This window comes from Bacteroidales bacterium, assembly GCA_012517825.1.
In the GTDB taxonomy this organism is placed as follows: Bacteria; Bacteroidota; Bacteroidia; order Bacteroidales; family JAAYUG01; genus JAAYUG01.
In genome coordinates, this window is the sequence record JAAYUG010000073.1 from 1 (window position 1) to 5465 (window position 5465).

General features: G+C 48.4%; 3 protein-coding genes. 2 read left to right on the top strand and 1 reads right to left on the bottom strand.

The features are described from left to right. Nucleotides 1–126, bottom strand: a 126-nt coding sequence (locus GX419_04700) for an SDR family NAD(P)-dependent oxidoreductase (GenBank protein NLI23989.1), incomplete at its 3' end; no start/stop codon positions are given. A 632-nt stretch (nucleotides 127–758) separates the two neighbouring features. Between GX419_04700 and GX419_04705 the strand changes: the two genes are divergently transcribed. After that, on the top strand, nucleotides 759–4352 hold the full coding sequence (locus tag GX419_04705) for a T9SS type A sorting domain-containing protein (protein ID NLI23990.1): 3594 nt from the start codon (nucleotides 759–761) through the stop codon (nucleotides 4350–4352). 197 nt (nucleotides 4353–4549) lie between these two features. Beyond that, entirely contained in the window at nucleotides 4550–5446 is an 897-nt protein-coding gene (locus GX419_04710) for a WYL domain-containing protein (GenBank protein NLI23991.1), read from the top strand. The last annotated feature ends 19 nt before the right edge of the window (nucleotides 5447–5465 follow it).

Sequence of the window (5465 nt, forward strand, 5' to 3'; positions counted from 1 at the left end):
GTTATTCAGTTTTTCTTCGTCGCGCGCAACCAGCACCAGTTCTGCACCCATTTCTGCCAGTTTGCGGGCTGTTTCTTTTCCAATACCTGAGGTAGCCCCGGTAATCAAAACGATTTTTTCTTTCATGTCAATAAAGTTTGTTTACAAACAACGACAATTTATATAATGTTCAAATAATGAAGGAATGCAATTAAACTTATTTTTATCATTGTCCGCTCGCAGTTCGCCATTCGCTCCTCGCTTTACGCTCTGCGCTCTACGCTGGAACTTTGAAACCCTGGAACTTTGGAACTTTAGAAACCGTTCCTTAATCCCCTACGGGGAAAAAGATTTGGTTTACATCACCACATCTATTGTCCTTCATCCCCTAACGGGGAAATGATAAGATCTTTTGCCATTCGCTTCACGCTCTACGCTAAATAAACAATCCTCTGCACTCTAACCCCAATTCCCCTTTTTACGCTTTACGCTTTACGCTCTACGCTAATTAAAAAATGCTCTGCACTCTGAACCCAATACCCCTCTTTACGCTCTACGCTTTACGCTCTATGCTAAATCAAAGGAACCCTGGAACCCCGCCCCCCATAATTCTTAATCCCCTTCAGGGAATTGGATTGGTATTTGATCATCGTTTTGCCAGCGACCTTAACAATAATAAACATAAAAAAGACCATTATTCCAAACAAAAAATTGCTTGCTGTCGTAAAATCCCTTGGTTAATTTATTGTTAAGTGCAATATTAGCATTACAATTGAACCATGAACCAAATAATGATTCCGCGCATTAATGCATTGATAAACAAGGCCGTATTCTTCCTTCTCACCATTCCGGCATTAAGCATTCTGCCACTTCCGGCACAAAGCCAGGTAGTGATCAATGAGGTAATGAGTTCCAACGGAACTGCCCTGTACGATGAAGACGGCAATGCCCCCGACTGGATTGAACTGTGGAACGCCACGGACGCACCGTTCGACCTGACCGGCGTCGGTTTGTCGGATGATCCCGCTCAGCCCTTCAAATGGTGTTTCCCTGCTTATACTATGGCGCCCCGCCAATACCTGGTGGTATTTGCTTCCGACAAGAACCGCCTCTCTCCTCCCCTGTTTTACGAAACCATTCTTCGCCGGGGTGACACATGCAAATATCTGGTACCCAATGCATCCACCCCGGCTATGTGGAGGTCGGTGAGTTTTGACGACTCTTCCTGGCCATCGGGCCTTACCGGTTTCGGATATGGCGACGGAGACGATGCAACCCTTTTGCCTGGCGGTACTCTTTCTGTGTTCATCAGAAAAACATTTTACCTGCCTGACCCTTCGGCAGTAAAAGACTGCTGGCTTCATATGGATTATGACGACGGGTTTGTTGCTTACCTTAACGGAAAGGAAATTGCCCGGGCCCATCTGGGCACACCGGGCGTACCTCCTGCATGGAATGCCACTGCCGATGCCGCCACTCATGAGGCTGTCATTTACCAGGGCGGAATGCCTGACGGATTTCATGTTAATCCTGACAGCCTGCTGATTCTGCCGGGGAAAAACGTTCTGGCCATCCAGGTGCACAATACCAGTACCGGATCATCTGACATGACGGCAATTCCCTTTCTTACACTTGGATTTTCCACACCGGTGCAACAACCGCGCGGCATCGATTCACTGACCGGACTGCACAATTCTTCCTTCCATACCAACTTCAAAATAAGCAGTGACGGCGATACCATCATCCTTACTTCAGCAGGCGGAGTGCAAATGGATATTTTTATGCCAGGAGCCCTTGAGAGGGATGTCTCGGCCGGGAAGCATCCCGACGGAGAACCAGGGTACTGGCTTTTTGCACAATCAACACCCGGAATGCCGAATGGTACCAGAGCCTATCCCCCTGCGGCCATGCGCAGTATTTCATTTTCCCGTCCAGGAGGAATATTCAGTGAACCCTTTCAGCTTACAATAAATGGCATAGAAGCAGGCGACTCGGTATTTTACACCCTTGACGGCCGGGAACCGGGTACCGGAGATTCACTTTACACACATCCCGTTACCATTGACGGAAATACCGTTGTCCGTGCCCGGCTCTACAATGCAAACCTCCTGCCGGGAAAAGTACAGACAGTCTCCTTTCTCCGCAAAACTTCACCGGTAATACCTCTGGTATCCATCGTCACCAATCCCTGCAATCTTTTTGACTACAATTACGGCATTTATGAAATGGGGCCGCATGCATCGCCTGACTTTCCTTACTTTGGCGCCAACTTCTGGCAGGACTGGGAACGCCCCGTTCATATTGACCTTTTTGAACCCGACACATCCAAACGTTTTTCGTCGCCTGCCGGGATAAAAATTTACGGAAATTATTCAAGAGGAAATCCCCAGAAGTCCTTTGCATTGTTTGCCCGCGGTGAATATGGAGCCAAAGAATTTGCCTACCCCCTTTTCCCCGGTCTTCCTTTCACTTCATACCAGGCCTTCGTACTGAGAAATTCAGGCAACGACTGGAACATCAGTCAGATGCGTGACGGGCTCATGACGTCGCTGGTAGCTGAAACCGGGCTGGAACTTCAGGCCTACCGGCCGGCTTCGGTCTATATCAATGGCGAATACTGGGGTGTGCTGAACCTGCGTGAAAAAATCAACGAACATTTTCTTGCCGCTCACGGAAAGACTGACCCCCACCAGATTGATCTTCTGGAATTCAATGGAAATGTAATCCACGGAGATGCCGACCACTACTGGCAAATGATGAACTTTATCAGTATGAACTCCCTTTCGGTTCAGCAGAATTATGAAGCGGTAAAGGGAATGATGGACATCAAAAATTATATCGACTACCAGATTGCTGAAATTTATTACGACAACTGGGACTGGCCGGGTAACAACCTGAAGTACTGGCGCCCGAAAACCAGTGAAGGCAAGTGGAGATGGATTTTGTTTGACACCGATTTTGGATTCGGGCTGTGGACTCTGGAAAACTACCAAAAAAACACCCTGGCGTTTGCTCTGGAAACCAACGGACCCAGCTGGCCCAATCCGCCCTGGAGCACCTTCCTTTTCCGTAACCTGGTCCTGAACAGTGAATTTAAGACCGAATTCATCAACCGGTTTGCCGATATGATGAACAGCCTGTTTACTTATAAGAGGGTGCAGGAGTACATCGACCGGTTTGCCGGTGCCCTGAAGGATGAAATGCCCCTGCATTTTGAACGCTGGGGTGGAAGCATTTACAACTGGAATCAGGAGATTTCCAATCTGAAAACCTTTGCTCTCTACAGGCCATACTACATGCGGCAGCATATACGTGATGTATTTGCTCTGGCAGGCCATGATTCCCTGCGGGTTACCGTTAACGATGCCGCCGCCGGTATGGTGCGGGTCAATACCCTTTTCCTCACCACTTTTCCATGGAGCGGTATATATTTTAAGAACCTACCTGTACCTGTGGCAGCCCTTCCCCATCCCGGTTACAGGTTTGTGCGCTGGGAAGGCCCGGTGGCCGATGTCAATTCAGTTGCCACAACTGTCACCCTTTCGGCCAAAACCACCATCAAGGCGGTCTTTGAACCCGATCATTCCGGTATACCGCCGGTTGTTATTAACGAAATCAATTACCACTCCCCGGCTGAAGTCTTTACTGACGACTGGATAGAATTGTACAATACCGGACTTCAGCCACAGGATATTTCGCATTGGGTGGTAACCGACAGCGATTCGTCCCACCGGTATGTGGTGCCCGACGGAACCATTCTTCCTCCGCGGGGATATCTCGTGCTCTGCCGCGATATTTCCCTGTTCCGCTCCATCCACCCTGCAGTAAATAATGCCATTGGCAACCTTGGCTTCGGACTGAGTGGAAACGGAGACTGCATAAGATTGTACAACCCGGCAGGTATCCTGGTTGATTCGGTGCGGTACGGCACATCCTATCCCTGGCCTGAAGAACCTGACGGAAACGGGCCTACCCTGGAACTTACCGATCCTTTTTCGGACCATAGCCTGGCAGAAAACTGGAACGCCTCCCAAAATCCCGGAGGCACACCCGGCTCGCGCAACAGCATGACCGACATCCCCTCGCTTGAAAGTAACAAAGAAGCTCCTGAAATCACCGAAATGTTTCCCAACCCGGCCACTGATCATGTATTTATAAAATTCAGGGTGTATAAACCAGAACGCATCCGCATAACCATCCACGATATCCAGGGACGACCCGTGAGAACAATACGTGACGAAGAGTATCTGCCAGGGAACCACGAAATTCTCTGGTTACTGTCAGACGGGGAAAAAAGGCCCGGCATCTTCCTGGTTACCCTTGAAACATCCACCGGTTACAGGGTTGTAAAGCGCATGGTTGTAACCCCCTGAAAAAGGCATCAGGCAGAAAACCCCTTTCCGTCGGCAGGCCCTACGGCAACAACCGGCTGAGAGATAAGATGTTGGCCAGGAACATCAAAAATACGAAGCTTTTCATCCTCTTCGGTTAAACAACTTATCCGACATTTTCTTAACTTCGGAACAGACTTAACCAACTCTCTGGCATTCAGGTATTAAAAAACTTAAATATGAGCGATCAGCCTAAAATTGAGCGGATTCTTAAGCTTATCATTTTCCTTTCTACGGGAACAGGGCATACAATTAAAGAAATAGCAGAAGCAATTGAGATATCGGAGCGTACCGCCTTCCGCTATCTTGATACGCTTAATCATGCCGGCTTTTTCGTGGAAAGAAACCACGAATACTATCAGCTTCGTTATAATGAGCGGGGGAAAGCCCTGAGTGATCTGCTCCACTTCAGCAAGGAGGAAGCGCACCTGCTGGCCCAGGCCATCAACAGCCTGGAAGGAGATTCTGTAGTGCTCACCAACCTGCGCGAAAAGCTCTATTCTCTTTACAAAACCGTACCATACACTGCGGCTGAGGTAAACCTCCAGCACAGCAATGTAATTCAGCAACTCAGCGAAGCCATTCAGCAAAAAAAGCAGGTTGTGCTGGTGAAATACCGTTCTTCGAGCAGTCAGTTTATCCGCGACAGGCTGGTGGAGCCATTTCGCTTTACCACCAACTTCACCGATGTATGGTGCTTCGAACCCGAATCTCAGCAAAATAAGGTTTTCAAGACGAGCCGTATTGAAGAGGTAAAACTGTATGACAGAACCTGGCAGTACGAAGAAAAACACTGCGAAGGGAAACCTGATCCCTTCCGCATGCATACGCCGAACCGCTATCCTGTCAAGCTCCGGATGAGCCTGCTGGCCTACAACCTTCTATGTGAGGAGTATCCTATGGCAAAGGAGTATGTTACCAAGGTCAATGATAACGAATACATCTTCGAAACCGAAGTATGCAGTTATGCCGGAGTAGGCCGTTTTGTCCTGGGCCTGATGGATGAAATAGAGGTGTTGGAAACAAAAGAATTTAAAGACTATCTGTACGGGAAAATTTTTAAGAAGAAGTTTTAGGGAGTGACAGAAGTTGACA

Coding starts and splice junctions, on each gene's coding strand:
- GX419_04705 (NLI23990.1), top strand. CDS start 759: ATGAACCAAATAATGATTCCGCGCATTAATGCATTGATAAACAAGGCC.
- GX419_04710 (NLI23991.1), top strand. CDS start 4,550: ATGAGCGATCAGCCTAAAATTGAGCGGATTCTTAAGCTTATCATTTTC.